Origin of the sequence: Actinoplanes sp. NPDC000266, assembly GCF_042899005.1 — a bacterium.
In the GTDB taxonomy this organism is placed as follows: domain Bacteria; phylum Actinomycetota; class Actinomycetes; order Mycobacteriales; family Micromonosporaceae; genus Actinoplanes.
Genome location: NZ_JBIAZI010000002.1, coordinates 700221 through 725592 on the forward strand (window position 1 = coordinate 700221; position 25372 = coordinate 725592).

Genomic DNA, 25372 nt, shown 5'->3' on the forward strand with positions numbered 1-25372 from the left:
GAGGTGCCGCATGCGCGGCGTTCTGGGTCTCACCGCTGTACTGCTGACCGCCGCGGCCGCCGCCGGATGCAGCACGGCCGCCGGTTCCACGACGACGCTCCCAGCGGCGCCGAGCGCCCCGGCCGAGCTGAAGTCCACATGCGACGCCTTGGGCAAGGCCTACGGCGAGCGCATGGCGCCTTTCGCCCAATCCTTGACCACCTTGGTCGGCAAACGAACACCAGACGCGCAGAAACAAGCACAGGACTCGCTGGCCGCGTTCGCCACCGCCGTGGACGACGCCACCCGCACAAGCAGCGACGCCACCTTGAAGGCCGACGGCAAGAAGACCGCGGACCAGTTGCGCACCAAGTCGGGAGACACGAAGTTCTTCGCCACCATCAAGACGGAGAAGGACGTGACCACCACTCTGGGCCCGACCCTGAAGGAGTGGCTGTCCCCGGTAACCCGCCACTGTTCTTGAGAGCCCGCAGATCCGCCTGAGTGCCTCACGCACAAAGAGCCGCCCACAAACGCCCAAACGCGCAGAACACGACGCCGCCCCGACTCCAGACGGCCCGGCACGGCGCCGCACAAACACCAGCCCGGCCAGGCAAGCGCCAAACGGCCCGGCACGGCGCTGCACAACGCCAGCCCGGCGAGGCAAGGCGCTGGACGGGACGGCGCTGCACAACGCCAGCCCGGCGAGGCGAGGTACCGGACGGGACGGCGCGGCGGAATTGCACCGCACAGGACATCCGCTCGTCTACACCGAGCGGATCGCGCACAAAACGCCACCCACCGACGCCCAAACGCGCAGAACCCGACGCCGGCCCCGAACGGCGCGAAGGGCGGCGCCAGGCAGAGCGGCGCCAGGCTGAGCGGCGCCGAGTGAGGCGGCGCCAGGTAGGGCTGCGCCGGGTGCGGCGGCGCCGCTGAGTGAGGCGGCGCCAGGTGGGGCGGCGCCGCTGAGTGAGGCGGCGCCAGGTAGGGCGGCGCCAGGTAGGGCGGCGCCAGGTAGGGCGGCGCCAGGTAGGGCGGCGCCAGGTAGGGCGGCGCCAGGTAGGGCGGCGCCAGGTGGGGCGGCGGCGCTGGGTGAGGCGGCGCTGGGTGGGCGGCGCTACCTGAGGTGGCAGCGGTTAGTGGGTGCTGCCTTTCACTGGGGCGCCGGGTTGGACGTTCAGGATTTGCAGCAAGCCGGAGATGGTCAGGACCTGGTGGGCTATCTCGCTTGTCGCGATTATCGACAGCTCAGCGCCTGCACGCTCGGCGGCTTTTCGGCATGTCAGCAAGGCCCGTAAACCGCCTGAGTCCAGAAAGGTCAGACCGCTCGCGTCGAGGTCCACTCGGTCGGGGCTGGTGGTTGTCAGCGCCTCGGTGAACTCCTCGACCAGCGGGTCGGCCTCCTGGCCGTCCAGTTCGCCGGTCAGCACCAGCAGCAAGGTGGGCGGGTCCGGGTGTGCGCTTGTCCGCAATCGCCTGTCATCGCTCATGAACGACCAGCTCCCTCGCACGAATGCGCCTTCACCCTAGCGTCATCCGGGCCGCCGGAAAGCGCACCACGAGGGAACCTGTTCCGTCCTCCAGGTGATTCGCGGGCCGGCAGGGCCTTCCGTGCCGCACAATCAACGCCGGGGAAGCGCGAAAGGACACCATGAACGGGCCGTTCACCATGAGCAAGCACGACAGCGGCGACGGGATCGTTCGCATCGTTCTCGGCGGGGAGGTCGATGCCGATGTCAGCAACGCGCTCACCATGATGCTTCTCAACGCTGTCGAGCAGGGCGGCGCCTCGGTGCTGCTCATCGATCTCGAGCGGCTCGGGCTGATCACCGCGGCCGGCATTCGCAGCCTGCTGGAGGGGCGTCAGGCCGCGATGAGCCGGGGGCTGGCGTACGGGGTGGTCAACGCGCACGGCATCGTCCGGGAGACGCTGATCGCCGCCGGTGCCTCAGGTTTACTGGCCACGCATCTCGCGCCGACCGGCCGCGGCGCATAACAATCGGAGGATGAGCGGCGTACGCTGCGAGGTCGAATCGGCGGGGACGCGTCTTCTGGTCCGCGTCGTCGGGCGGCTGTCGCTCGCTTCTGTGCCCGAGGTGCGGGCCACGCTGCTGAAATGCCTGACCGAGCGGCCCGATGCGGTGGTCGTCGACCTCGGCCGGGCGACCGTGGTCGACCCGCCCGCCGCCACGGTCTTCCTGGCCGCCTCGCGGCAGGCCTCCCTGTGGCCGGGCACTCCCCTGCTGATCGTCGCCCCCGATCCGCGCATGGCCCAGCTCCTGCATGTGAGCTACGGGCAGGTCGCGGTGGTGGCCACGGTCGAGGAAGCCCTGGCCGTGGAGCCCCATCGCCACATGCCCTCGATCAGCGAGGTGCTGCTGCCGGTCTCCGGGGCGGCCCGCCGCGCCCGCGACCTGGCCACCGAGGCGTGCCTGCGGTGGAGCCTCGACCATCTGACCGCCCGGGCCAGCCTGATCACGGCCGAGCTCGTGACGAACGCGGTCGTGCACGCCAACACGATGATCGACCTGCGGCTGACCCAAGGGAGGCGCTACCTCATGGTGGCGGTGCGCGACGGCAGCGGCGAGCCGCCCGTCCTGCCGCCGGGCGGCTCGCTCGACCCCGGCGCGCCGCGCGGGCTGCTGCTGGTCGACGCGACGGCGCTGCGGTGGGGCACCCTGCCGGCGCTGGGCGGCAAGGTCGTCTGGGCGGCGCTGCGGCTGCGCGACGATCCGGCCGCCTAAGTCTGACGTTCCCGGGTACTCGCCGTACATGACGAATCCTCAGGTGCCGGGACTTCCCGTGGCGGCGGAGCTGGCCGCGGAGCGTACGAAAGAAGATGTCGAAAGCAGTGGGAACGGCGAAGGCGGCGCGCTGGTCGGCGCCTCGGACGCCGAAGCCGACGCGGCCCGCTCGGGAGCGGACGCGGACCTCGCCGACCCCGCCCGCGACTCGGACGGGGTGGCGGTCGGCGAGGCCGACGTGGAGGCGGACAAGCGGCGATCCGGCGCCTAGATCAGCTGTGGGTGATCACCAGGCTGTAGAACTTGACCTTCGCGCCGTTGGTGGTGCTCTGTGAGGACGACTGGTTGTACGAGCCGGCCTTGAAGTACTGCTTGTACGGGTTGAACGACGACGGGATCGTGTAGCTGGTCCTCGAGCCGTTCACCGTGAGGTTGATCTTGTTGCCGGTCACGTTGATGACGTACGTCCACTTGACGCCCAGGGCGACGTTGCCGACCTTGTGCAGCGTCTGCCCGCCGGCCGGTGAGTTCTCGGTGCCCAGGTAGATGTCGCCGTTGGGCCGGTAGTACAGCTCCAGCAGCGGCTTGGTCGAGCTGCCGCCGGAGCCCAGGTGCACCTGCCCGACGGCGACGTTCTTGGTGACCTGCGGAACGCGCAGCTGCGCGCTGAGCGTGTGGTTGCCGGCGAGCGGCCAGTCGGCGGCCGAGCCGTCGGCGTTCATCTCGCGCAGCTCCGAGCGCGCGTAGTTCGAGTTCGGGGTGGTGACGCCCTTCTCCGGAGCCCAGAAGGTCATCGACCCGTCGTTCTTGTCGGTCCAGAAGTACGCCGGGTTGCTGTATCCGTTGGCGCCCTTGAGACGCGCCGGCGAAATGGTGTCCGGCTTGCCGGGCGAGCCGATCGGGAGCTGGAGCTGCCACACCGCCAGGTTGAAGTTGCCACCGGGCGGCAGCGACGGGTCGAGAGTGGCCGCGTTCGCGCTGGTGATGCCGATGACGCCCAGCGTGCCGACCACGGCCGCCGACACGGCGACGGCGAGGAACTTGCGCTTGTTCATGGGGGAACCTGCCCTACGGGGGATTGGCAAGACGGTTAACAATAAAGCCGTCCGTCGATGCCCCGGCAAGCCCCGAGACCTTAAATATCCTTAAAAGCGCGAAAGACGGCGCCCGTGGTGGTGCCGAAAACGAGGTGAGCGCTCAGGTCCTTGGCCAGCGTCTTGCGGTCGTACTCCCAAATCTGCTTGTAAAGACCGGCGGCGGGAAGAACCGCATAGCTGGTGCCCCAGACGGCGGCGCCGAACGGGGGCCCGTAAGCCACGCGGGGCTTGCGCAGCGAACCGGCGAGCAGGCCGTAGGCGGCGCCGGCGCTCATCCCGTACCCCCAATGGGTGATGTTGTTGACGACGGCGGCGTAGCGGTCGTCGAGCTTGCGCTGGAAGAGCCCCTCGAAGAGCCGCCGGCCGACCTGCGCCGGGGCGGGAGCCTCGTCCCAGGTCTTGACGCCGGCGGAGAACTCCCACGTCTTGAAGCTGTCCTGGCCGCCGCCACGCCGATAACGCAGGTACCAGAGCGTGTCCATGGCAAGCGTGCCGACGGCACCGGCCACCAGACCCCGAACCACCGCACCGAGAGGTGTCATCACGTTTCTCCTTCCAAGGCTGCGACCCATACTTCTCCCGTACGCAGCCGGAAGGACCCCGAAAGTGACGAGCGCGTCGTCACGTGAACCGAGGCGACTGCTCCGCGTTGTGGGCCTCAGGCCAGGGGGACCAGGCGGGACTGGATGCTCACCGCGGCGGCGCCCCGGGCCCACTCCTCGAACGGGAGGGGGCGGATCGACAAGGGACAGTCGGCGGCGGCGCCGAAGGCCTGGCGTTCGAAGCCGGCTCGGATGTGGGGCTCGAAGAGGTCGTACGCCGACAAGCCCTCACCGGAGACGACTATGTGGGCCGGGCCGACCAGGTTGGCCACCGCGGCGATGCCCAGGCCGATCGCCTCGCCGGCCCGGGCGAAGACCGCCGTGACCCTGGGGTTGCCGGCTCGGGCCTGGCTCACCGCGTCGTCGATGGTTTCCGTGCCGGCCGCGGCCACTATGTATGACGTTCCGGCTATCGCCTCCACGCAGCCGCGGCTTCCGCAGTGGCAGTCGGGGCCGTTCGCGTCGACGCTGATGTGGCCTATCTCGCCGGACACGCCGTGGGAGCCGGAGACCGGGCGGCCGTTGACGACCAGGCCGCAGCCGATGCCCTGGCCGACCGTGACCAGGGCGAACGAGTCGGCGCCGGCGCCCTCGCCGAACCAGTGCTCGGCCGTGGTCAGGGCCTTCACGTCGTTCTCGACCGTCACCACCAGGCCCGTGGCGGCCGCCGCCAGCTTGCCCAGCAGGACGTTGTGCCAGCGCAGGAACGGTGAATAGCGGACCAGTCCGGACGCCCGGTCGACGTCGCCCGAGACGGCCAGGCCCAGGCGGCGGGTGCGCTCTCGATAGTTCTGCGGGCCGTCCAGCAGTTCCGCCGTCATCGCCGTGATCTCGGCCAGCACGTCGTCGACGGCCGACGAGGACAGCGGGCGGTGGGACACCGCGCGGATCTCGGCCGTCAGGTCGCAGACCACGCCGATGAGCTCGTCGCCGGTGAGCTTGATACCGACGAAGAACTCGCGGTCGGCCCGCACCGTGAGCGGGCTGGCCGGGCGGCCGGCGCCGGGGCCGGTGCGCTCGGTGGCCTCGCCCTCGCTGAGATATCCGGCGTCGATCAGGGGGCGGGCCGACTTGGTCACGGCGGCCGAGGAGAGCCCCAGCTTGCGGGCCAGGCTGACCCGGCTCTGCGGTCCCGAGGTGACCAGGGCGGTCAGGATCGCGGCGGACGCCGGTGAGGAGGCGAGCGCGGAGTAGTCGTCAGCCGGAGACATGCTTCGGAAGTCAACCGTACCCACGACATGAAAGCTAGGAGTATTAATTAACTTCGTCAAGTATTGATTTCGGCGCGCGATCGCTCATACGCTCGGCGCCACGTCACTGCGGTGACATCGACGCTGTGGTGATATCGACGTACCCCGAGGACTCACATGCACATCTCGTACGAAACCGACCAGCGGCTCTGGCTGCTGACCGGCGACACCAGCGCCTACGCCGTCCGGCTGGACGCCGACGACCGCCTGCGGCATGTGCATTGGGGCCCGAGGATCACGCTAGCCGAGGCGGTCGCGCTCGGCCAGGAGATCGCCGACCCGGCCGCCAGCAGTTTCGAGCAGGGACCGGGCGCGGCCGAGCTGACCGTCGAGGGCGGCGACCACTTCGGGCCGGTGTCGTTGCAGGTCCGCTTCGCCGACGGCACCCGCGGCGTCGAGTGGCGCTACCTCGGCCACGAGGCCGACGGCAACCACCTGCGGATCGACCTGGCCGACCGGTACTACCCGCTCGAGGTCCGGCTCCACTACGTGGTGCACAACGACGTGCTCGAGCGCTGGGTCGACGTCGTCAACAAGGGGCCGGAGACGCTCGACGTGCTCCGGGCCGACTCGGCCGCCTGGAACGTCCCGAACCGGGAGGGCTACCGGCTCAGCCACCTGGTCGGCGCCTGGAACAGCGAGTTCCGGCTCCAGCGGGCCGCCCTGCCGACCGCCGAGACCGTGCTCACCAGCCGCCGCGGCGCCACCAGCCACCACGCCAACCCGTGGCTGGCGATCGACGACGGCACCGCCGGCGAGGAGCACGGCGAGGTGTGGAGCACCGTGCTGGCCTGGAGCGGCAGCTGGCGGGTCAGCCTGCACCGCGACCCCGGCGGCCGCACCGGCTGGACCGGCGGGTTCGGTCACGAGGGCCTGACCTGGACACTCGAGGCGGGTGAGACCCTCACGACGCCGGTCTTCGCCGGCGTCTGGACCGGGTCGGGCTTCGGAGCGGCGAGCCGGGCCTGGCAGACGTACGTCTCGGAACAGGTCCTGCCCTATCCCGGGGAGGACCGCCCGGTCCTCTACAACAGCTGGGAGGCGACCGGCTTCGACGTCGACGAGGCGGGCCAGATGGCGCTGGCCGCGAAGGCCGCGAGCCTCGGCGCCGAGCTGTTCGTGATGGACGACGGCTGGTTCGGCGCCCGCCTCAGCGACCACGCCGGCCTCGGCGACTGGGAGCCCAACCCGCGCCGCTTCCCGAACGGGCTGCGACCGCTGGCGGACGAGGTGCGGCGGCTCGGCATGCGGTTCGGCATCTGGGTCGAGCCCGAGATGGTCAACCCGGACAGCGACCTCTACCGCGCCCACCCCGACTGGGTGCTGCACCAGCCCAACCGGCGCCGCACCGAGATGCGCAACCAGCTCGTGCTGAACTTCGCCCGGCCCGACGTCGAGCAGTGGGCCCACGCCTGGCTCGACCGGCTCGTCGGCGACCTCGACCTCGACTTCCTCAAGTGGGACTTCAACCGCGCCTTCACCGAGGCCGGCCCCGACCGCGTGTTCCTGGAGCACACCCGGGCCGTCTACCGGGTCATGGACCGGCTGCGGGCCGACCACCCCGGACTGCGCATCGAGGCCTGTGCGGGCGGCGGCGGCCGGGCCGACCTCGGCATGCTCGCCCGCACCGACCAGATCTGGACCTCCGACAACACCGACGCGGTCGACCGGATCGCCATCCAGAACGGCTTCAGCCAGTACTTCCCGGCCCAGGTCATGAGCGCCTGGGTCACCGACAGCCCGAACGTCACCACCGGGCGGACCACCCCGCTGCGCTTCCGCTTCCACGTCTCGATGGCCGGCGTCCTCGGCCTCGGCGGCGACCTGACCACGTGGACCCCGGACGAGCTCAAGGAGGCGGCCGAGCACGTCGCCACGTACAAGCGGATCCGGCCGATCGTGCAGCACGGCACCGCGTACCGGCTCACCGGCGCCGGCACCCTCACCGGCGTGCAGTTCGTGCGCGGCGACGAGCACGTGATCCTCGCCTGGTGCCCGTCCCGGTCGTACGGGTACAGCCCCGGGCCGCTCCCGCTGCCGGCCGTCCTGCCCGGCGCCGGCTACCTCGACCTCGACACCGGCGTCACCCACTCCGGCGCCGTCCTGCGCCAGCGTGGCCTGCCCCTCGACCTGCCGCCGGGCGACCACGCGAGCACCCTCGTACGGCTGCGCCGCCTGCCCTGACCCCTGAAAGCGAGACCGTCCCGATGGCACACTTCGACCTCTCCCCCGACCAGCTCGCGGTCTACGACCCGGACGTCGCGCGGCCGGCCGACTTCGACGAGTTCTGGAAACAGACTCTGACCGACTCGCCGGCGGCGGAGGCGACCTTCACTCCGTACGACGCCCTGCTGCCGGGCGTGACGATCCACGACGTCCGATTCCCGGGCTACGGCGGCCAGCCGGTCGCGGGCTGGTTCCTGGTGCCCGCCGGCGCCACCGGCCCGGTGCCGTGCGTGGTCCAGTTCATCGGGTACGGCGGCGGGCGCGGCCTTCCGCACGAGTGGCTGCTCTACCCGGCCGCCGGCTACGCGGTCTTCGTGATGGACTCCCGCGGCCAGGGCGACGGCGACACCCCCGACCTGCCCGGCGTCGGCCCCCAGCACAAGGGCCTGCTGACCCGCGGCGTGCTGGCCCCGGAGGACTACTACTACCGGCGCCTGTTCACCGACGCCGTGCGGGCGGTCGACGCCGTCCGGTCCCGCCCCGAGGTCGACACGTCGAAGATCGTGGTGGCCGGGGCCAGCCAGGGCGGCGGCATCGCCCAGGCCGTGGCCGGGCTGCGCTCCGACCTGGCCGGCGCCATCATCGACGTGCCGTTCCTGACCCACTTCCGGCGGGCCACCGAGATCACCGACGCCTATCCGTACCGCGAGCTGCCGGACATGCTGGCCAGCAACCGCGACACCCTCGACCGGGTCTTCCACACACTGTCCTACTTCGACGGTGTGAACCTCGCGGCCCGGGGCACGGCGCCCGCCCTCTACGCGGTCGGCCTGATGGACGCCATCTGCCCGCCCTCGACCGTCTACGCGGCCTACAACCGCTACGGCGGCCCCAAGGAGATCCGGATCTGGCCCTACAACGGCCACGAGGGCGGCGGCAGCGTCCAGCAGGCCATCAACGTGCGCTGGCTACACGACCTGCTCTGAGACGCCGATCGGGCGCGGCGGGGCCGGTTCACCGGCCGCGCTCCGCCGCAACGCCGTCGCCGTCTCGTAGTCCACCTCGACCCGCGGCAGGGGCCGGCCGTCGACGAGAAGCGGGTGCCGCTGAGGGCGTACGCCGACATAAGCGAGTGGCCGCGGCACCCGGACCCCGTTCTCCAGCGTCACGCGGCCGGTGTGCAGCGTCTGGAGCGCGTAGACGCCCGCGTGCCGCCCCTCGACGGCGTCCAGCACGGCCAGCTGGGCCGGAACGGCCATCGTGACCACCGCGGTCTCCCGGTGGCCGGGCATCGCGGTCAGGGTGCAGGGTGTACGCCCGCCGCGGGTCGGCCCGGCGCACCAGACCGAGGCCAGGCCGGTCATCTCGCAGGCCAGGTTCACCACCGGCAGCGGCGTGCCGTTCAGCATCACCTTGCCGGGGCACGCGTTGGCCCCGTAACTCAGCAGCGGCACCCGGCCGGCGAGGGGTGCGGCGTCATGGCGTACCAACCAGGCATCGAGACACTCCGCACCCTGGACCGACCAGCCGCTGGGCATCGCGCCGTCCGGCCCGGCCGGCAGGCACATGCCGTCGGCATCGACCAGCCACGAGCCGTCCGGGCGTTCTCCCGGGTAGGGGTCGACGAGGAAATCCACGGCCGGGCGCATCATGCCGCACGCTAACATCGGGCCATGTCGCTGGTCGCCGAGGACGTCGCACGCTTCGAGTCGTCGCGCCCCCGGCTGGAGGCGATCGCCTACCGGATGCTCGGATCGGCCGGCGAGGCCGAGGACGCGGTGCAGGAGACGTTCCTGAAGTGGCAGGCGGCCGACCCGCGGCGCATCGAGGTGCCTGAGGCGTGGCTGACCAAGGTGCTCACCAACCTGTGCCTCAACCAGCTGACCTCGGCCCGGGTGCGGCGGGAGACGTACGTCGGTCAATGGCTTCCCGAACCCCTGCTGGCCGGCGACCCCATGCTCGGGCCGGCCGACAGCGCGGAGCAGAGAGATTCGGTGTCGTACGCCGTCCTGGTGCTCCTGGAACGCCTCAGCCCCAACGAGCGGGCCGTCTACGTGCTGCGCGAGGCCTTCGAATATCCGCACGCCGAGATCGCCGGCATCCTCGACATCAGCGAGGCGGCCAGCCAGCAGATCTTCCACCGGGCCCGCGAACACGTCACCGAGGGCCGGGCCCGCAGCGAGGTCGACGAGGCCGCGGCCAAGCGGATCGTCGAGGAGTTCCTGACCGCGGCCACCAGCGGCCGCACCGACCTGTTGGTGCGGCTGCTCACCGGCGACGCGATGGGCGTGGGCGACGGCGGCGGCAAGGTTCCGGCCCGGTCCAAGCCGTTCGTGGGGGCCGAGGCGGTCGCGAAGTTCTTCCGGGGCCTGTTCCGCCCCGGCGGTGGGTCCAAGCGGGCCCTGGTCGGCGGGGCGCCGGGCATCTACGCCTCGACCGCGAACGGCGAGCCGGCCGTGGTCGCCGTCCTCGACGGGCGGGTCATCGGCGTGCTCTGCCTGGAGGTCACCGCCGACGGCGTCGCCGCGCTGCGCGCGCAGGCCAACCCCGACAAGCTCGTACGGGCCACCGAGCGCTGGGCCGCCGCCGACCACGGCGAGCCCCTGTTCGTCGCCTTCAGCGAGGAGTGACCTGGTTCACATCGTCACCTGTCAGGAAATCGCGGGCCGCCCGGTTCAAGAGGCGAACCCGCGCAGAACAGGAGCGACGACATGCAGCACCGCATCATCGTTCTCGGAGCCGGATACGCCGGCGCCATCACCGCCGGCCGCCTGGCCAAGCGCCTCCGCCGCGAGGACGTCTCCATCACCCTGGTCAACGCCTCGCCCGAATTCGTGGAACGCGTCCGTAACCACCAGGTCGCGGCCGGCGGATCCGTGAAGCCGCGCCCGCTCACGGCGATGTTCGCGGACACCGGCGTGGCCCTGCGGATCGCCTCGGTCACCGCGGTCGACGTATCCCGCAAAACCGTTTCTCTCACCGACGGCGAGCTTTCGTACGACACCCTCGTGTACGCGCTCGGCAGCGCCGCCAACGGCACTCCCGAGCACGCCTACGAGCTGGCCGGCCGTCCCGGCGCGCAGCGGCTCCGCGAGCGTCTCGCCACCCTGTCCCGCAACGACACCGTGCTCGTGGTCGGCGGCGGCCTCACCGGCATCGAGGCCGTCACCGAGATCGCCGAGGCCCGGCCCGACCTCGACGTGGCCGTGGCCACCCGGGGCGCGTTCGGCGACTGGCTGTCGCCGAAGGGCCGCGCCCACCTGCGCAAGGTCACCAACCGCCTGGGCATCGCCGTGCATGAGAACGTGGCCGTCGACCGGGTCGGGGCCGGCCACGTCGAGCTGGCCGACGGCCGGACGCTCCCGGCGGCGGTGACAGTGTGGACGGGCGGCTTCGCGGTCCACCCGCTCGCCGCCGCCACGAGCCTGGAACTCGGGCCGGACGGCCGGATCGTCGTCGACGGCACGATGCGCTCGGTCTCGCACCCGGACGTGTACGCGGTCGGCGATTCCGCCCTGGCCATGGGCGCCGGCGACAAGGCGATGCGGATGGCCTGCGCCTCCGGCGTCCCCCAGGCGTGGCAGGCGGCCGACTCGATCGCGGCCCGCCTGACCGGCGGCAAGCTCCCGAACGCGCCGTTGAAGTACTTCAACCAGTGCATCTCGCTGGGCCGTGGCGACGGCCTCATCCAGTTCGTCACGGAGGACGACGTCTCACGGCCGGGAGTCGTGACCGGGCGGGCCGCGGCGATCTACAAGGAGATGGTCGTCAAGGGCGCCTACTGGGGCGTGGCCAACCCCATGCTGCGGCTCCCCGTCCGCCGCCGCGCCGTCACGCGGGAGCCGGCGGCCGTCTCCACGATGGACTGACACCATAGGGCCATGACGTACGTGGAGATCAACGGTGCACCGGCGTCCCTGGAGGCGGTGCACCGGGCCGCCACGTGGAACTACGGGCACTTCTCGTCGATGCAGGTGCGCCGCCGGGCCGTGGCCGGGCTGGAGTTCCATCTGCGCCGGCTGCGGGCGGCCTCGGCCGTCCTGTTTCCCGGCGACACGCCGCCCTCCGACGACACCGTGGTGGGCCTGATCGAGCACGCGCTCGGCGAGCGTCCGGACGCGTCGGTGCGCGTCACGGTTCTGCCCGGTCTCGACGTCATGGTGTCGGTCTCGGATCCCGCTCCGGACACCCCGCGACCGCCGCTGCGGGTTCGGACGGCCGTGTACGAACGGGATCTGCCCGATCTGAAGCACGTGGCGACGATGGGGCTGACCTACCACTCGCTCGAGGCGCGGCGGGCCGGGTTCGACGATGTGCTGTTCCTGGGGGCGGACGGAGCCGTACGGGAAGGGTCGGTCTGGAACGTCGTTTTCTGGAACGGCGAAAGGGTGGTCTGGCCCGAGGCGCCCATGCTGGCCGGCGTCACCACGCAGGTGCTGCGGCGCGGGCTGGAGAAGCTCGGCGTCCCCTCGGAACGGCGGAAGATCAGTTCGCTGGAAGGGCTGCGAGGCGCGGCCGCGGCGAACTCCCACTGCCCGGCACAGCCGCTGGCGAGCATCGACGGCCGGAACCTGGCGGAGCGCGCGCCGTTGACGGATCTGCTGTGGCGGGCCTGGCGGGCGGTGCCCTGGGACGAGCTCCGCGCGTAGGGCCCGCTCCCCTACGGGAACGGGCCCCCTCAGCGGATTACTGTTCGGCGGCGGCCCGGTCGCGGGCCACGCGGACCAGCTCGACCAGACCGCCCGCGTACTCCTGGGACTCGGCGTGGGCCTCGTCGAACGGGGGCTGGAAGCCCACGCCCTCCCACTGCTGGGTGGTCTCGTTCCAGCGGTCGTTGCCGACCTCGAAGTCCCAGGCGTCGATGCCCAGCTCGTAGTAGAGCTGGTCGGCCGAGTTGCCGGCGGCCGAGTAGAGGACGTCGGCGACCGGGCCGGTGTACGAGGGCCAGGTGACCGTGCCCCGTTCGGTGGCGATGGCGCCGACGATGCGGCGGGCCGAGTCGAGGAAGAACTTCGACTCGTCGATCGACGGGCGGGGCAGGGTGACCCGGCCGTCGGCCTTGTAGGCGCCGGGCGGCCACATGAAGTAGCCGCCGTAGCTGTGCACGTTCATGGCCAGGTTGATGTTGGGGTGGGCCTTGGCCAGGGCGATCACGTTGCGGGACTCGGTCTCGGAGAGTTCGGCCGTGCCCGCGTACGTGCCGGACAGGCAGTTGGCGCTGGCGCCGACGTAACCGTCGAAGTAGGAGCCGACGGTGTAGTTGCGGTTGATGTCGACGCCCCACGAGTTGCGGTAGCGGGGGTCGCGGGTGGCGCCGGTGCAGTGGTTGACCAGGTTCTTGCGCTGGAAGTTGAAGTCGTTGAACGAGTAGTTGGCGCCGTCGGGGTTGACGGTCGGGATGATGAAGATGTCGGTCGCGTCCACCAGCTCTCTGGTGGCCGGGTCGGTGGCGTAGTTGGCGAGCAGGCGCTCGGCGAATTCGAGGGTCACGAGAGGAGTGGCCCATTCGCGGGCGTGTTCCTGGCTGTACGACAGGATGCCGGGCTTCGAGCCGTCCCGGGTCTTGCCGATGCGGAGCGCCTGTACGGTCCACGGGCCCTTCGGCACCTCGGTGCCTTGCAAGCCGTCGTCGAGGCGGGCCGGGCCGGTGACCGGCATGGGCAGGCCGGCCGAGCCCTCCTCGACCGCGGCGCGGAACCGCTGCGGGTAGCGGGCGGAGATGAACGCCGCGACGTCGTCAGTCGTGCTGATCGTCTTGCCGGTGTTGTCTGTCGCGAGACGTACCGTGAGAACCCGGTCTTTGTATGTTGCTGAGAGTGGCCGGTTGGCCGCCCCGGGGTCGACCGTGCGGACCTGGACGCCGTTCATGCCCTGATCGCCGAAGGCGACCGACTCGACGACCACGGCGGCGGCGTTGGGATCTCCGAGATAGGCGACGGCCGTACGCCGGTAGCCCTGGGTCCTGTTCGGCAGGTTGATGACGTCGACGAGCTTCGGATACTGCCGGGCCAGGCGCTTGATCCGGGCCTTGATGTCGACCGGCGTCATGTACGCGTCGACGAAGTCCTTCTGATATCCGGTCGGGAGAGCGGGCGGGGTGGCGCCCGGCCAGACAGCCGGGGTGATCGCCCGTGAGGTGCCGCCGAGGCTCGAGGAGGCGGTCACCTGGACCGGCTTGGCGGGCATCGGCTGTGGCAGAGCGTAGTGGTACTGGTATTCCCCTGAGTCCTCGAAGCGGACCAGCGGGAACGATCCGGTGGCGCCGTCGGCCGTACGCCAGGTGACGGTGATCTCGACGTCGGGGTCGTCGGTGGCGGTGGTCGCGACCTGCGTCTGCAGGAATGTCCGGCCGTTGCTGGTCCACCAGTAGGCCTGGAGGAAGTGCAGGGTGTCGGCCTGCGCGGCGAGCCGGGTCGAGCGGGCGGCCCCGCTCGACGCGCGCTGGATCACCTGGAGCGGCTCGGCGCCCTGCGCGGTCAGCGCGGCCAGCCGGGCGTCGTCGACGACGATGTCGGCCAGGACGGCGCCGTTCTGGGTGCGGGGACGGGCGGCCAGATCCTCCCCGCCGGCGACGAGGCGTTGCAGCATCGCCTCGTCGGGAAGGCGGAAGCGGATGAGCGCCGATTCGCCGGCGCTCAGCTGGTCTCCCGCGGCCGCCTCGGCGGCCCGCGGGATCGGCGTGACGATCAGGGCAAGGGCGGCGGCGACGGCCACCCAGCGAGGACGGAACGACATCGAACCTCCTGCTTCATCGAAGGATGTCGTTCCTCACCTCACCTTCCACATAGTCAGTTGTCAATTGAACACCGCTACCAGAAAGTCGCTGTCCGGTCCGAAGGGGCGCAGATCCCACGTGCTCAGCAACAGCTCCTCGCTCAGACCGGCGGCGGCCGCGTCGCCGCGGAAATCGCCGAAGTCGTACCCGCGCCCGGCCCCGAAGCCGATCACCGCGCGGCCGCCCTCGGCCAGGTGCGCGCGGAAGCGCTCGAGGATGGCCCGGCGCGTCGACGGCGCCACGAAGGTCATGACGTTGCCGGCGCAGACCAGGACGTCGAACGTCGCCTCCAGACGCAGCTCGGCCAGGTCACCGACCATCCAGGTGGCCTCCGGGTGGTCCTTGCGGGCGGCGGCGATCAGCTCCGGGTCGAGATCGACCCCGACCACCTGGTGCCCCTGCTCGGCCAGGTGGCCACCCAGCCGCCCGGTGCCGCAGCCGGCGTCCAGGATCCGCGATCCGCGCGGCACCATCGCGTCGATCATCCGGGCCTCGCCGTTGAGGTCGACGCCGCGCGCGGCCATGTCCTGGAACCGCTTGATGTACCACTGCGAATGCCCCGGATTCTCGGCGATCTGCCGGAGCCAGAGGTTCTCGTGCTCGCTCATACCAGTACCTCCCCCATGATCAGGCCATACCAAGGTATTACCCCACCAGGGACCAAAGTCCCTGGGCGTCCACTCGGGCCGCCCGCTAGCGTCCTGAACGTGAAAACCGCGCCGGTAGTGACCCGCCGCCGCTACGTGCCTCCTCAGCACGGAGCGTGGGCAATGCTGCTGCTCCCCTATGTCACGGGCGTGGCCGCCGCCGGTTTCCGCTGGCCCGACGTGCCGCTGCTGGGCGCCTGGCTGTCCGGTTATCTGCTTTCCTACTTCGCCTTTCAGGCGATCAAGTCCCGTCGCCCTCGGCGTTTCCAGAGCCAGATTCGGCTGTACGGGGTGAGCACACTGCTCCTTGCCACTCCCGTGCTCGTCGCGCGGCCGGAGGTGTTGCGCTACGCCCCCTTGTTCGCGGTGCTGATCGCCGTCAACGCCTGGTATGCCCATCGCCGCCGCGAGCGCGCCCTCCTGAACGATCTGGCCTCGGTGGGGCAGAGCTGCCTGATGATCTTCGTGGTGGCCACCGTGGCCGCAGTGCCCGCGGGCGACGTTCTGGCCCCGTTCACGCTGATCCTGCTCTATCTGACCGGCACGATCCTCTACGTCAAGACGATGATCCGCGAACGCGACAGCCAGTCCTACCGCACCGCCTCCGTCATCTACCACGCGGCGGCTCTGGCCGCCGTCGTCACCCAGGGCCTGTTCCCGGCGGCCGTGTTCGCCCTGCTGCTCGGGCGCGCCTGGCTCCTGCCCGGCCGCGGGCTGGTCCCGAAACAGGTGGGCCTTCTGGAGATCGTGGCCAGCGCTCTGGTGCTGGCCGCCGCGGTCACCTGACGTGGCGGGCGTGTGCGGCCAGTCGTGCGGCGAGCTCGGTGACCAGGTCGCGGAGCTCGGGCGGCTCCTCGATGACGAACGGGCGGTCCAGGGCGGCCAGCGTGCCGGGGATCCAGTCGAGCCGCTCGGCGCGGATCTCCACCTCGTGCCAGGAGTCGCCGGCTTCGGTGATCACCGCCAGCGCGGCTGGGAAGCGGGCGCGGATCTGGTCGCCGGTCGCCTGGATCCGCAGCCGGACCCGATGGCGGTAGCCGGCCCGGGCCAGGCCGGTCAGCACCTCCTCCGCCGGGTCGTATCCGGCCGGCGGGTCGAAGGTGCCGGGCAGGGGGCGTACGTCGGTCATCCGGTCCAGCCGGAACGTGCGCTCCTCGCCGATCGCCGGGTCGGCGCCGCGGGCGTACCAGCGGCCGGAATGAGCGACCAGGCCGTACGGATGCAGGAGGCGGTCGCCGCGCCGGCCGTTCCCGGCCGTGTAGCGGAACGTCACCGGGCGGCGGTGACGCACCGCGTCGGCCACGGCCAGCAGCGTCGCCGTGTCCGGGGTGGCCGGCGCACGCTCCGTGGTCGTAAGGGTGAGTGTTTCCAGCACGCTCTCCACCCGTCCGGCGAGACGCCGGGGCAGCACCCGCCGGATCTTCGCCGCCGCCGTCTCGTCGGCGGCGCCGGTCATCCCGATCAGGCCGGCCCGGCGGCCCGCCACCAGCCCGAGCAGCACGGCGAGGGCCTCGTCGTCGCTGAACATCAGGGGCGGCACCCGATAGCCGCGGGCCAGCCGGAATCCCCCGTAGCGCCCCCGCACCGCCTCGACCGGGATGTCGAGCTCGACCAGATGAGCGACATAGCGCCGGACGGTCCGCTCGTCCACGCCGAGCCGATCGGCCAGCTCGGCCGCCCGGCGGACCCCGCCCGACTGGAGCAGCTCCAGCAGGGTGAGCACCTGAGCTGTCGGCCGCGCCACACGGCAGACAATACCGGGCGGAAGCTGCCCGGTATTCGCTCTAGCGTCACCGCCATGAACCTCATCTCCCTGCGCGTCATCACGGCCGACATCGCCCGGCTGGTCGCCTTCTACGAGCGGGCCACCGGCACCACGGCCACCTGGTCGACGCCCGACTTCGCCGAGATCACCACGGCCGGGGCGACGCTCGCCATCGGCAGCGAGAAGACGGTGCCGCTGTTCTCCCCCGGCTCGGCCCACGCGGCCGACAACCACTCCGTGATCATCGAGTTCCTGGTCCCGGACGTGGACGGCACCCACGGGAAGCTGCACGACGCCGAGACCGTGGCTCCGCCCACCACCATGCCGTGGGGAAACCGCTCCCTGCTGGTCCGCGACCCCGACGGCAACCTGGTCAACTTCTTCACCCCGGCGACCCCGGCCGCGAAGGCGAAGTTCGGCCTCCCGGTTTAGCGGCGGGTCAGGTGGACGCGGCGGCCAGCTCCACGATGGCCTCGATGAGCTGGGCGCCGTCGAGCAGCGCGGCGTCGTTGTGGTCCGCGCCTTGAACCGCTTCGACCCGCACGGGTTTCCGGGGTTCGCCGGACACGGCTGCGTCCCGCACCGGTTGCCGGGGGTCGCCGGACACGGCTTCGTCCCGCACGGGCTTCCGGGCCTCGGCGGCCACGGCCAGGCTCTGCCTCGGCGGCACGATCGAGTCGGCCGTGCCGTACACGATCAGCGTGGGCGACGCGACCCGCGCGACCAGATCGGCCACCGGGAAGCGGTCGCGCGCCAGCAGCCGCACCGGCAGGAACGGATAGTGCACACTGCCGGCGGCGGGCAGATCGGTGAACGGCGACCGCAGGATCAGCCCGGCGGGCGGGTGTTTCACCGCCAGCGCGGTCACCACCGCCGCGCCGAGGCTCTCGCCGTAGTACAGCAGCCGCTCGGCCGGTATGCGGGCCTGCTCGACGAGGAACGCCCGCGCCGCCTCGATGTCGCGGGCGAGCCCGTCCTCGCTCGGACGGCCGGGGTTGCCGCCGTAGCCGCGATAGTCGACCAGCAGCACGGTCATGCCCCGGCCGGCCAGCGCGGCGGCGAGCGGAGCCCGGGCCAGCCGGTTGCCGGCGTTGCCGGGCGCGACCAGCACCGCCAGGCGACCGCCGGGCGTCGCCGTCGAGGGCTCGACCAGCCACGCCGTCAGGCTCAGCCCGTCGGTGGTGCGCAACGTGACATCACGCGCCGCGGGGAACACCTGGGCCGCCGCGCCCGGCGACGACCGGTCCGGAAGGTAGATGAGCCGCCGCTGCAGCAGCCAGGCCGCCGCGACGATCAGCGCCCACAGCACAATCAGGACGAGCGCGACGCGAAAAAGAGCCGACACCCGGGACATCGTCCCATTGTCAGGCCGGCGTCCACTCCTGCCAGGTCCCGACGCCGCGGAAACCGAGACGGCGATAGAGACGCAGACCCTCCGGGGTCGATTGCAGGGTCGCGTGGGTCTCGCCGCGGGCACGGGCGTCGTACAAGGCTCGCGTCATGACGGCTCGTCCCAGACCGCGCCGCTGAAACTCCTCACGTGTGGTGACGAAGGAGACGTTGGCGACCGGTCCAGTGCTCATCGTGATCGCCCACGACTCCCACGCCGGGGTCGCGTAGCCGTGCGTATGCGGCACCTCCGCCAGCATCAACCGGTCGACGCCGCTGTGCTCGGCCACGTCGCCCGGATCAACCCGCGCGACGGCAACATCGGTCGTTTCTGTCCACTCACGCAGATCCAGCACCATCGGCACGGTGTGTTCGTCGCGCCGATAGCCGGCAGCCGCCAGTGCCCGGTCGAGGCGGGCTTGCGGTTCCCGGACCCACACGGCGTGGTGGCGGCCGGCGAAGACCTCGCGGATGCGTTCAAGACCTTGGGGTGTACGCAGCAACGCGTTGCACAACGCGGGATGTGAATGAACCATGGTGACCGCGCCGGGGCCGGCCATCACCGCAGCCGCCGGATCCACCGAGGCCAGGAGCCGCCACGAGTCGATCAGCGAGGCTTCGTGAAGCGCGAAAAGGTCGTCATCCACGACGCCGAACCTAGCCAATGTCCCCGTCGCGGCCGGGGGCGGTGCTCGAGGCTCCCGGCCGCGCCCGTACGCCGTGAGAGGCCCCCGCCTCACGTCGTGGAGAGCACCGCGTCCCAGGCCAGTTCGGACGCCAGCGCTCCCACCGCCAGCGAAGGGGTCGCGACGGTCACCTCGTCCGTGGTGACCGCGAACAGGGTGTCGCCGTCGGCGATCGTGTGGAACGGCTGGATCGCCCGGTGCATCGAGCTGTGCACCTGGGTGGCGAACTGGCTCAGTTCGAAGTCGTCCATTCGAACATTAGTGAGCACGACAGTGAGCGTTGTGTGGCCGGTTGTGGACGGCGCGGAGGGTGAGCCGGGGGACCCGGTGGCGATGCGGGCGGTGTAGTCGGGGTAGGTCGGGTGGCGTTCGCCGGTGGCCGGGCCGAGGTTGCCGCGGCGGACGGATCCGGCCCGGTCGACGATGACGCCGATGGCGTTGACGATGGTGACCACGAGGACCTTTGCCGGGCCGACGGCGGTGAAGGCGGCGCCCTGGCCGGCGTACTCGGCTCGGGTGTCGACGGCCTTTCCCACGGTGGCGGATATGCCGGCGCCGACCCGGCCGACCGCCACCCGGTCGGTGCGGGCGCTGATGAAGGCGGCCCGGCCCAGTTCGGCGTCGGGATAGACGGCGTTGTCGCGCGGGGCGAAGTCGTACACGACGGCGCCGGAGACGACGGGCAGGGCGGCGAAGTCGGTGCGGTGGCCGCTGCGGCGCAACATCTCGTCGAGGACGCCGGTGGCGGCGGCCAGGCCGAAGGTGGATCCGCCGGCCAGGCAGATCGCGTCGTTGACCGGGAAGGCGCCGAGCAGACCGGCCGAGCCGCCCCGGCGGTCGACCGCGGTCCGGGACCGCGGCGGCAGCGAGATCACCGTGGCGCCGGTGGGGCCGGCGTCGTATTCGGCGGTGCCTACGGCCACGCCGGGCATATCGAACGTCACCCAGCCCGCCCCCGCCCGGCCGGTTTCCGCCCGCAGCGAGGCCTGCGCATTGCCGAAGTCCCGCCCGGCCACCGGCCGCGCGGGCGCGCCGGAATGAGCGGATGCCGAGCCCGGCGCGGGAGCGGGAGCCGTGGGGTCGTGGTGGGGGGAAGGGGGCATCAGGGGGCTCCTAGACTGTGGGGATGTCCGACCGCCGAACTGCGACGCTGCATGATGTGGCTCGGCGAGCGGGAGTGGGGAAGTCGACCGTGTCCAACGTTCTCGGTGGTACGGGGCGGGTCTCCGCCCCCACCCGCGAACGCGTGCTGGCCGCCGTCGACGAGCTCGGCTATGCGCCCAACCGGGCCGCGCGGCGGCTGCGGGGTGGGCGTACGGGGACCGTCGGCGTCTATGTGCCCGGTGTGCCGTCCACGTCGGAGTACTACATGCGGTTCGTCTTCGGGGTCATGGAGCATCTGTCGTCTCAAGGGCGGGACACCGTGATCCTCGGCGGGGAGTCGCTTCCCCCGATGGACGGGGTGATCCTGTCCGATCCTCATGAGGATGATCCGGCCGCCGCCAAGCTGCTCGAGTCCGTGCATCCCAGTGTCTGCTTCGAGCGGCCCTTCGGCGCCGGCATGGCCCGGCCCGATGTTGTTCTCTGGTGTGACCACTACCGGGCCACCACCGACCTGCTCGACGCCATGCTGGCCGGGGGTGCTCGGCGGCCCGCCCTGATGATGCCGCCCGAGACCGGGGACTGGGCCTTTCAGGTCGGGTCGGCCTATCGGGACTGGTGTGGGCGTCATGGCGTGCCGCCTGTTGTCGCCGGCATCGACTGGGTGCCTACGGCCCGGCAGATCGATGACGCGGTCGGCGGGCTGCTGGAGGCGTACCCCTCGGTCGATGGGTTGATCTGCGGTCCGACCGACACCGCTCCCGCCGCCCTGCCCGCGCTGCGTGCGCACGGGCGGACGCCCGGGGTTGACTTCTCGCTGGCCACCGGGACCGAGACGACGTCGGCCCGGCTCGGGCAGCCGCCGATCACCTCCGTCGACCTCGATCCGCTCGACGCGGGGCGCAGGTGCGCGGCGCTGCTCGACGGGCTGCTGGCCGGTGACTCGGGCGGCGAGATCGAACATCCGGTGCGCCTGCACCTGCGGGAATCAACCGTTCTCACAAGCCCAGCCGCTCCAGCTCCTCCTCCACCCGGTCTCCTGCCTCGGTGACCGAGTCGCCGGCGTCGAGCCGGTCCTGGTAGTAGCGCTCGATGTCGTCGCTGACCTTCTCGTAGCGGCGCTCCCAGTCCTCGGCGTTCAGCCGCCAGTAGCCGACCGCGGCGATCTGGTCGCGGGCGAAGCCCCGCTCGTCGCGCCAGAACGAGCGGGCGCGGCGCGCCTCGGCGCACTCCCCCGCGAACCAGACGTATCCGCGGCCCGGCGGCGTATCGAAGGCGCGCATGCCCTCGATGAGCGGGCCTTCCACAGAAGGAACGGACAGATAGCCGCCGCTGTCCGAATCGACGTAAACGAACATCGGCTTGTCGCCTGGGTGCTGCTCCAGGATCCGGGCCACCGCGGGCAGTCCGGTCAGGTCCGCCGCGAGCAGGATCCAGTCGGTGCCGGCGGGCGGCGCGTACCAGGACCGTTGCCGGGCGAACTTCAGCGTGTCCCCGGGCTGAGCCCTCTCGGCCCACGTGGAAGCGATGCCGTGCTCATGGCGTACGAAATCAATGGTTATGACGCCGTTGTCCACAGACCGGATGGTGTAGTTGCGCCCCTCCCGCGGAAACTCCAAAGTCACCGCTTCGTCCGGCGCTCCGATGGTCTGGAAAGAATCCGCGCTCAACTCGACCCGGATGAAACGCGCGCCGAGCCGGTGGACGGCCAGAACCTCCGCCTCCGCGCTCACTTGGCCGAGAATTCACTGGTGGTGGCCGGATCGCCGTCGGCCGCGGTGGCCAGTGCCGGTACGACCTTGTCGAGCAGGTAGGGCAGGCTCAGCACCGAGGAGAACGACAGCGCGCCGTTGGCCTCCAGGCCGAGGAAGACGTCGCGGCCCTCCTTGTGGACGGCCTTGTCCGCGTAGAGCGGGTTCGCCAGAAGCGACTTGATGAGCGGGTCGCTCGCCGCCTCCGACCAGACGGCCACCTTCACGTCGAGCAGGTCGAAGCGTTCCTTGCTGATGGTGAAGTACTCGTCGGCGTTGTCGGTCAGCTTGGCCACCTCGTCCGACATGGTCAGGCCGAGGCTGGTCAGCACCTGCGAGCCGGTCGCCTTGGGGCTGAAGACGTAGAACTGGCCCTCGAAACCGGAGGCGAAGACGGACGACGCGCCTTTCAGGCTCGGATATTTGTCGCCGGCGGCCTTGATGCGGCCCTCCAGATCGGCCACGAGTTTGGTGGCTTCAGCCTCCTTGCCGAGAATCTGACCGGTCTTGAGCGTCATGTCCTGCCAGGTCACCGCCCAGTTGTCGTCGGACGACGGCTGGGCCACGGTCGGCGCGATCTTGGCGAGGGTGTCGTACTGCTCCTTGGTGAGCCCGGCCGACATGCCGACGATCACGTCCGGGTCGAGGCCGATGATCTGCTCGTAGTCGAGTTCGGCTCGCGGCAGGACGGTCGGCTTGGCGCCGTTGAGGTACGACTGCGCCCACGGCCATGTCGCGGAAGGCTGATCGCCGTACCAGTCGCGGATCGCCACCGGCACGGTGCCCAGCGCCAGGTAGTAGTCCTGCTCCTTGAAGCCCACGACGACGACGCGCTCCGGCTTCTGGGTGAGGTGCGTTTCCCCGTACGCGTGCTTGATCGTGACCGAGAAGCTGTCGTCGCCGGCGGCGGGCGACGGCTCCGCGGAACCGCAGCCGCCGGCCGCGAGAAGGACGCCGACGAGCAGCGCGCCGAGAGCACGGCGCCGAATTCTGGGCATGGCGATGAGGCCTTTCCGAAGGGGGACTTGATCACTGCGAATCGCCGTTAGGGTAGCCTAACTTCACCTCAAGATGGAACGTTCCACCGGGATGTGATCGTGCGCTCTCGCCTGACCGCCGGCTGGGTGGTCTGCCTCCTGCTCCTGCTCTGCACGACGGTGGCCTCGCTCGCCGTCGGCGCGCGCTCGCTGCCCATCACGTCCCTGTGGGCGGCGCACGGCGAAGCCGCCCAGATCGTGTGGACGGTGCGCCTGCCCCGCACGGTCCTCGGCCTCTGTGTGGGCGCGGCCCTGGCCGTGGCCGGGGCGCTGATGCAGGCCCTGACCCGCAACCCGCTCGCCGACCCGGGCCTGCTCGGCGTCAACGCGGGCGCGGCCGCCGCCGTCGTGCTCGGCATCGTCCTCGGCCTGCCGTTCCCGCTGCCGCTCGCCCTGGCCGGCGCCACACTGGCCGCGATCCTGGTCGTGGCCCTCGGCGGCACCTCCCGCTCGGGCGGCCGCCTGATCCTGGCCGGGGCGGCGATCAGCGCCAGCCTGACCGGCCTGGTCGCCGGGCTCACCCTGATCGACCAGAACGCCTTCGACCACTACCGCTTCTGGGTCGTCGGCACCCTGGCCGACCAGTCTCTGGACGCCCTGGCCCCGGCGGCGCCGGCGCTGGTGGCCGGTCTTCTGGTCGCCGCGCTGATCGCCCGGCCGCTGGACGTGCTCGGCATCGGCGACGACGGCGGGGCCGCCCTGGGCGCGCATCCCGCCCGCACCCGCCTGTGGGGCCTGGCCGCCGTGGCCCTGCTCTGCGGCGCGGCCACCGCGCTGGCCGGGCCGATCGGCTTCCTGGGGCTGGCCGTCCCGCACGCGGCCCGGCTGATCTGCGGGCCCCGGCTGGGCTGGGCGCTGGCGTACAGCGTGGTCCTGGGTCCTCTGCTGTTGCTCCTGGCCGACATCGCGGGGCGCCTGGCCGCCCGGCCGGGTGAGATCGAGGTGGCCATCGTCATGGGTGTCATCGGCGCGCCGATCTTCATCGGCCTGGTCCGGGCCCGGAAGGTGGCCGTGCTGTGACCCGGCGGCTCCCCCTCACCGTCGGCGTTCTCGTGGCGGTCGCACTCGTGCTCAGCGTCGTCGCCGTGTCGACCGGAACCCTGTCCCTCTCGCTCGGTGAGCTGCTGCGTCCCGACCGGAAGGCCATGTTCGTGCTGACCGAGCTCCGTCTGCCCCGGATCGGCCTGGCCCTGACCGTGGGGGCGGCCCTCGGCGCGGCCGGGGCGCTGTTCCAGAGCGTCACCCGCAACCCGCTCGGCAGCCCCGACATCGTCGGCTTCACCAGCGGCGCCGCCACCGGCGCGCTGGCCGCGATCCTGCTGCTGCCGGCCGGCGTGCTCTCGGCCGGGGCCGGCGCCGTGCTCGGCGGCCTGGCCGTCGCCGCGGTCGCGCTGCTGCTCGGCGGCACCGGTGACCGGCTCATCCTCGTCGGCATCGGCGTGGCCGCCCTGCTCACCTCGGTGAACGCCTATCTGCTGACCCGGGCCGACATCACCGACGCCCAGAACGCCGCCGTCTGGCTGGTCGGCAGCCTCAACGGCCGCGGCAGCCACCTGGCCGTCACCGCGATCGCGGTCGCCGTCCTGCTCCCCCTGGCCGCTCTCTGCACCCCGGGGCTGCGCATCCTGGAGATCGGCGACGAGAAGGCGATCTCCCTCGGCCTCGGCCTGCGCCGCCAGCGCCTGGCCGCCATCGGCGTCGGCGTCGCCCTGACCGCGGCCGGCGTGGCGGCGGCCGGCCCGATCGCCTTCATCGCCCTGGCCGCGCCCCAGCTGGCCCGGCGCGTCACCCGCCAGGCCTCCCCGGTCGTGCTCACCTCGGCCCTGTTCGGCGCGGTCCTGCTGCTCGCCTCGGACATGCTGGCCCAGCGCGCCCTGGCGCCCCGGCAGATCCCGGTCGGCGCCATGACCGGCTTCCTGGGCGGCGTCTACCTGGCTTTCATCCTGGCCCGGCGGCGCCGTGGCAGGCTGAGCTCATGACACCGCCGGTCGCTCTGAAACCCGTCGACCGTACGCATCGGGCCGCTTCCTCACCGGGCTGGAGCCGGATCGGCACGCCTTCCTGATCACCGTCGGCGGGCGCACCGGCGGCTACGTCATGACCGCCCCGGCCGAGGGCGGCGGCACCTCGATCGCCGCCTTCTTCGTGGTCAGGGCCCTTCGCCCTACGGGGGTGGGCCGTTCCGCCGCCGTCCAGGTCGTCTCCCGGTTCCCGGGCCGGTGGCGGATCGGCTTCCAGCGGTACAACCCGGGCGTCGAGGCCTTCTGGTCCGGCGTGGCCACCGAGGTGGCCGGCGACAAGTGGGAGATCCACGACGGGGCGCTCCTGGAGGACCGGCCCCCGGACACGTTCATCACCTTCATCCTCACCGGATGAGGTA

At 71.4% G+C, this 25372-nt stretch carries 28 protein-coding genes; 15 read left to right on the plus strand and 13 right to left on the minus strand.

Going from position 1 to position 25372, the window contains the following annotated elements; all coding sequences use genetic code 11:
- Positions 1–10: 10 nt before the first annotated feature.
- Positions 11–463 (plus strand): hypothetical protein, encoded by a 453-nt coding sequence (locus ACFY36_RS09640; RefSeq protein WP_499745485.1) that lies wholly within the window; start codon positions 11–13, stop codon positions 461–463.
- Positions 464–1118: 655 nt separating this feature from the next.
- On the opposite strand, the gene ACFY36_RS09645 is transcribed toward ACFY36_RS09640, so the two are convergent.
- Positions 1119–1472 carry an STAS domain-containing protein gene (locus ACFY36_RS09645; protein ID WP_499745486.1) on the minus strand — a complete coding sequence of 118 codons (354 nt, stop codon included), beginning with the start codon at positions 1470–1472 and terminating at the stop codon, positions 1119–1121.
- A gap of 161 nt (positions 1473–1633) precedes the next feature.
- Here ACFY36_RS09645 and ACFY36_RS09650 point away from each other — a divergent pair, with 161 nt between their 5' ends.
- The 3 genes from ACFY36_RS09650 to ACFY36_RS09660 are packed head-to-tail and all read left to right on the plus strand — an operon-like array spanning position 1634 to position 2997.
- Positions 1634–1978 (plus strand): STAS domain-containing protein, encoded by a 345-nt coding sequence (locus ACFY36_RS09650; protein ID WP_499745487.1) that lies wholly within the window; start codon positions 1634–1636, stop codon positions 1976–1978.
- Positions 1979–1988: 10 nt separating this feature from the next.
- Complete coding sequence (locus ACFY36_RS09655; RefSeq protein ID WP_499745488.1) at positions 1989–2726, plus strand: STAS domain-containing protein; 738 nt, start codon at positions 1989–1991, stop codon at positions 2724–2726.
- Between the two features lie 28 nt (positions 2727–2754).
- Complete coding sequence (locus ACFY36_RS09660) at positions 2755–2997, plus strand: hypothetical protein (protein ID WP_499745489.1); 243 nt, start codon at positions 2755–2757, stop codon at positions 2995–2997.
- Position 2998: 1 nt separating this feature from the next.
- Here the strand turns inward: ACFY36_RS09660 and ACFY36_RS09665 are convergent, their stop codons facing one another.
- The 3 genes from ACFY36_RS09665 to ACFY36_RS09675 form a co-directional block, all read right to left on the minus strand.
- Positions 2999–3781 carry a polysaccharide lyase family 7 protein gene (locus tag ACFY36_RS09665; RefSeq protein WP_499745490.1) on the minus strand — a complete coding sequence of 261 codons (783 nt, stop codon included), beginning with the start codon at positions 3779–3781 and terminating at the stop codon, positions 2999–3001.
- Positions 3782–3861: 80 nt separating this feature from the next.
- A complete protein-coding gene (locus ACFY36_RS09670; RefSeq protein WP_499745491.1) occupies positions 3862–4365 on the minus strand; it encodes a hypothetical protein in 504 nt (167 codons plus the stop codon).
- Positions 4366–4481: 116 nt separating this feature from the next.
- Positions 4482–5636, minus strand: a complete 1155-nt coding sequence (locus ACFY36_RS09675; RefSeq protein ID WP_499745492.1) for an ROK family transcriptional regulator — start codon at positions 5634–5636, stop codon at positions 4482–4484.
- 156 nt (positions 5637–5792) lie between these two features.
- Here ACFY36_RS09675 and ACFY36_RS09680 point away from each other — a divergent pair, with 156 nt between their 5' ends.
- Positions 5793–7859: an alpha-galactosidase gene (locus ACFY36_RS09680; protein ID WP_499745493.1), complete on the plus strand. Its 2067-nt coding sequence runs from the start codon at positions 5793–5795 to the stop codon at positions 7857–7859.
- A 23-nt stretch (positions 7860–7882) separates the two neighbouring features.
- On the plus strand, positions 7883–8827 hold the full coding sequence (locus ACFY36_RS09685) for an acetylxylan esterase (RefSeq protein WP_499745494.1): 945 nt from the start codon (positions 7883–7885) through the stop codon (positions 8825–8827).
- Here ACFY36_RS09685 and ACFY36_RS09690 read toward each other — a convergent pair.
- Complete coding sequence (locus ACFY36_RS09690) at positions 8810–9490, minus strand: hypothetical protein (RefSeq protein WP_499745495.1); 681 nt, start codon at positions 9488–9490, stop codon at positions 8810–8812. The genes ACFY36_RS09685 and ACFY36_RS09690 overlap by 18 nt on opposite strands.
- Before the next feature lie 24 nt (positions 9491–9514).
- On the opposite strand from ACFY36_RS09690, the gene ACFY36_RS09695 reads away from it, so the two are divergent.
- The 3 genes from ACFY36_RS09695 to ACFY36_RS09705 all read left to right on the plus strand — a co-directional run bounded on the left by ACFY36_RS09695 (position 9515) and on the right by ACFY36_RS09705 (position 12490).
- Positions 9515–10471, plus strand: a complete 957-nt coding sequence (locus ACFY36_RS09695) for an RNA polymerase sigma-70 factor (protein ID WP_499745496.1) — start codon at positions 9515–9517, stop codon at positions 10469–10471.
- 81 nt (positions 10472–10552) lie between these two features.
- Entirely contained in the window at positions 10553–11710 is a 1158-nt protein-coding gene (locus tag ACFY36_RS09700) for an NAD(P)/FAD-dependent oxidoreductase (protein WP_499745497.1), read from the plus strand.
- A 12-nt stretch (positions 11711–11722) separates the two neighbouring features.
- Positions 11723–12490, plus strand: coding sequence for an aminotransferase class IV (locus ACFY36_RS09705; protein WP_499745498.1), 768 nt, complete (start codon positions 11723–11725; stop codon positions 12488–12490).
- 37 nt (positions 12491–12527) lie between these two features.
- Here ACFY36_RS09705 and ACFY36_RS09710 read toward each other — a convergent pair whose 3' ends face one another.
- Both ACFY36_RS09710 and ACFY36_RS09715 read right to left on the minus strand, forming a co-directional pair.
- Positions 12528–14576, minus strand: a complete 2049-nt coding sequence (locus ACFY36_RS09710; RefSeq protein ID WP_499745499.1) for a M14 family zinc carboxypeptidase — start codon at positions 14574–14576, stop codon at positions 12528–12530.
- Between the two features lie 60 nt (positions 14577–14636).
- Positions 14637–15224: a class I SAM-dependent methyltransferase gene (locus ACFY36_RS09715; RefSeq protein ID WP_499745500.1), complete on the minus strand. Its 588-nt coding sequence runs from the start codon at positions 15222–15224 to the stop codon at positions 14637–14639.
- A gap of 99 nt (positions 15225–15323) precedes the next feature.
- Between ACFY36_RS09715 and ACFY36_RS09720 the strand changes: the two genes are divergently transcribed.
- On the plus strand, positions 15324–16049 hold the full coding sequence (locus ACFY36_RS09720; RefSeq protein WP_499745501.1) for a YwiC-like family protein: 726 nt from the start codon (positions 15324–15326) through the stop codon (positions 16047–16049).
- Here the strand turns inward: ACFY36_RS09720 and ACFY36_RS09725 are convergent.
- On the minus strand, positions 16042–17007 hold the full coding sequence (locus ACFY36_RS09725) for a helix-turn-helix transcriptional regulator (RefSeq protein WP_499745502.1): 966 nt from the start codon (positions 17005–17007) through the stop codon (positions 16042–16044). The genes ACFY36_RS09720 and ACFY36_RS09725 overlap by 8 nt on opposite strands.
- 54 nt (positions 17008–17061) lie before the next feature.
- Between ACFY36_RS09725 and ACFY36_RS09730 the strand changes: the two genes are divergently transcribed.
- The gene (locus ACFY36_RS09730; protein WP_499745503.1) at positions 17062–17460 is read left to right on the plus strand and encodes a VOC family protein; all 399 of its coding nucleotides are present in this window, start codon (positions 17062–17064) and stop codon (positions 17458–17460) included.
- Positions 17461–17467: 7 nt separating this feature from the next.
- Here the strand turns inward: ACFY36_RS09730 and ACFY36_RS09735 are convergent, their stop codons facing one another.
- The 3 genes from ACFY36_RS09735 to ACFY36_RS09745 all read right to left on the minus strand — a co-directional run bounded on the left by ACFY36_RS09735 (position 17468) and on the right by ACFY36_RS09745 (position 20206).
- Positions 17468–18382 carry an alpha/beta hydrolase gene (locus ACFY36_RS09735; RefSeq protein WP_499745504.1) on the minus strand — a complete coding sequence of 305 codons (915 nt, stop codon included), beginning with the start codon at positions 18380–18382 and terminating at the stop codon, positions 17468–17470.
- 10 nt (positions 18383–18392) lie between these two features.
- Entirely contained in the window at positions 18393–19064 is a 672-nt protein-coding gene (locus ACFY36_RS09740) for a GNAT family N-acetyltransferase (protein ID WP_499745505.1), read from the minus strand.
- An 89-nt stretch (positions 19065–19153) separates the two neighbouring features.
- Positions 19154–20206: a P1 family peptidase gene (locus ACFY36_RS09745; protein WP_499745506.1), complete on the minus strand. Its 1053-nt coding sequence runs from the start codon at positions 20204–20206 to the stop codon at positions 19154–19156.
- Positions 20207–20229: 23 nt separating this feature from the next.
- On the opposite strand from ACFY36_RS09745, the gene ACFY36_RS09750 reads away from it, so the two are divergent.
- Complete coding sequence (locus tag ACFY36_RS09750) at positions 20230–21255, plus strand: LacI family DNA-binding transcriptional regulator (RefSeq protein ID WP_499745507.1); 1026 nt, start codon at positions 20230–20232, stop codon at positions 21253–21255.
- On the opposite strand, the gene ACFY36_RS09755 is transcribed toward ACFY36_RS09750, so the two are convergent.
- Entirely contained in the window at positions 21203–21937 is a 735-nt protein-coding gene (locus ACFY36_RS09755; protein WP_499745508.1) for a siderophore-interacting protein, read from the minus strand. The two genes, ACFY36_RS09750 and ACFY36_RS09755, sit on opposite strands and share 53 nt — an antisense overlap.
- Positions 21934–22953: an iron-siderophore ABC transporter substrate-binding protein gene (locus ACFY36_RS09760; RefSeq protein ID WP_499745509.1), complete on the minus strand. Its 1020-nt coding sequence runs from the start codon at positions 22951–22953 to the stop codon at positions 21934–21936. Before ACFY36_RS09760 ends, ACFY36_RS09755 begins: the two co-directional genes overlap by 4 nt.
- Before the next feature lie 99 nt (positions 22954–23052).
- Here ACFY36_RS09760 and ACFY36_RS09765 point away from each other — a divergent pair, with 99 nt between their 5' ends.
- From ACFY36_RS09765 to ACFY36_RS09775, 3 genes are all read left to right on the plus strand, one after another.
- A complete protein-coding gene (locus ACFY36_RS09765; RefSeq protein ID WP_499745510.1) occupies positions 23053–24012 on the plus strand; it encodes a FecCD family ABC transporter permease in 960 nt (319 codons plus the stop codon).
- Positions 24009–24971, plus strand: a complete 963-nt coding sequence (locus ACFY36_RS09770; protein ID WP_499745511.1) for a FecCD family ABC transporter permease — start codon at positions 24009–24011, stop codon at positions 24969–24971. The genes ACFY36_RS09765 and ACFY36_RS09770 overlap by 4 nt, the downstream gene beginning before the upstream one ends.
- A 118-nt stretch (positions 24972–25089) precedes the next feature.
- Positions 25090–25368, plus strand: a complete 279-nt coding sequence (locus ACFY36_RS09775) for a hypothetical protein (protein ID WP_499745512.1) — start codon at positions 25090–25092, stop codon at positions 25366–25368.
- The last annotated feature ends 4 nt before the right edge of the window (positions 25369–25372 follow it).